This window comes from Neisseria sp. P0021.S006 (assembly GCF_051956895.1).
Genome location: NZ_JBQCWZ010000278.1, coordinates 1 through 1,655 on the forward strand (window position 1 = coordinate 1; position 1,655 = coordinate 1,655).

General features: G+C 49.4%; 2 protein-coding genes. One reads left to right on the forward strand and one right to left on the reverse strand.

The annotated features are described in order from the left end of the window. Positions 1-1,010, forward strand: a 1,010-nt coding sequence (locus ACTHUM_RS13335; RefSeq protein WP_440403091.1) for an anaerobic C4-dicarboxylate transporter family protein, incomplete at its 5' end; no start/stop codon positions are given. Positions 1,011-1,079: 69 nt separating this feature from the next. Here the strand turns inward: ACTHUM_RS13335 and ACTHUM_RS13340 are convergent. Continuing rightward, positions 1,080-1,505, reverse strand: a complete 426-nt coding sequence (locus ACTHUM_RS13340; protein ID WP_070460916.1) for a DUF4124 domain-containing protein — start codon at positions 1,503-1,505, stop codon at positions 1,080-1,082. Between the last annotated feature and the right edge of the window lie 150 nt (positions 1,506-1,655).

Here is a 1,655-nt window from a genome sequence, read left to right on the forward strand (position 1 = left end):
ATGTGGCTTACTCGGTCTTGCCCGTGATTGCCGAAGTCAGCCGTCGCAATGGCATCCGTCCTTCCCGTCCGCTGACGATGGCGGTTATCGCTTCCCAATTTGCGATTGTCGCCAGCCCGATTGCCGCCGCCGTTGTTGCCTGCGTCACCATGCTTGAGCCGCAACACATCACGATGGCGGACGTGTTGAAAGTTACCGTTCCGTCCACGATTTTGGGTATCGGTTTGGCTTGCGTGTTTGTAAACAAACTGGGCAAAGAGTTGAAAGACGATCCGCATTATCAGGCTTTGCTGAAAGACCCGAACTATGTGAAAGAATACATCGATGTGGAGGAACAACAAACCGATGTTGCCATTTCGCCGAAAGCCAAATTGTCGGTCGGTATTTTCTTGACTGCGGCATTGCTGGTGGTCGTGATGGGTGCGCTGCCTGAGTTGCGTCCGGCTTTTGAACACGATGGCGCGATCAAGCCTATGGGCATGGCGCATACGATTGAAATCGTGATGTTGTCTGCTTCTGCGCTGATTATCTTGGCGTGTAAACCCAATGGCGATGCGATTACCCGAGGTTCGGTATTCCATGCCGGTATGCGTGCCGTGATTGCGGTGTTTGGCGTGGCTTGGTTGGGCGATACCTTGATGAACGGCCACTTAACAGAAGTAGAATCGACCGTCAGCCATTTGGTTGAGTCTGCACCATGGACCTTTGCCTTTGCCCTGTTTGTCTTGTCGGTATTGGTCAACAGCCAAGGCGCGACAGTGGCAACGCTATTTCCAATCGCCATCAAACTGGGTATTCCTGCGCCCATCATTATCGGCACATTCGTTGCGGTAAACGGCTATTTCTTTATACCAAACTACGGCCCGATTATTGCCGCTATCGACTTCGATACAACCGGCTCGACCAAAATCGGCAAATTTATCTTCAACCACAGCTTCATGATTCCGGGCCTATTGAGCATGGCATTCAGCTTAGCCATCGGTTTGTTGTTGGTTCAGCTGTATTATTGATAGGCTGAAAAATAAAGGCCGTCTGAAATTAAATTTCAGACGGCCTTTTTGATATTGTTATTCGAGAGCTTAATTGCAGTATTTATTGACGTCGTTTTGGTATTGTTTAATCAGGCTGTCACGATTGGCCAAGCGTGCGCTTTCGGCGACTTGGCGGTTGATTTTGGCGATTTTGCAGTTTTCCAGCTTGTTTTGGCGGTTTTGCTCTTCGATTTTTTTATTGCGCTCTTCGATTTGTTTGTTTTGTTCCGCAACCTGTTCGTTGGGCTGCTCGGCAACCGGCTCAGATGCTGCAACAGCAGGTGCAACGGCAGGTTTGACGTTGTGCGTGCGGATGTTGACTACCCCGGAACGCTTCGGTTGCAGGCGGTTTGGCGTATCGGAATAGCTGTTGCCCGACGTGCCTTTCCAAGTGTAAACCTCGGCCGCGCCGGTCAGGGCGGCGGAAGAGAGAAGGGCTGCTGTCAGACAGGTTTTGAGTGCGGAAGATTTCATGGATTTCCCTTATGTAAATGATGTTCTCATTCGACCTATTTTACTTGAAACTGCAATGCGTTGGCATATTTTTGTACTGCGGATCAAATCATGTAAAAAAATAACGTTAAAACATGTATTGCCAATGTTAGCATCAAGCCGGTGTGATAT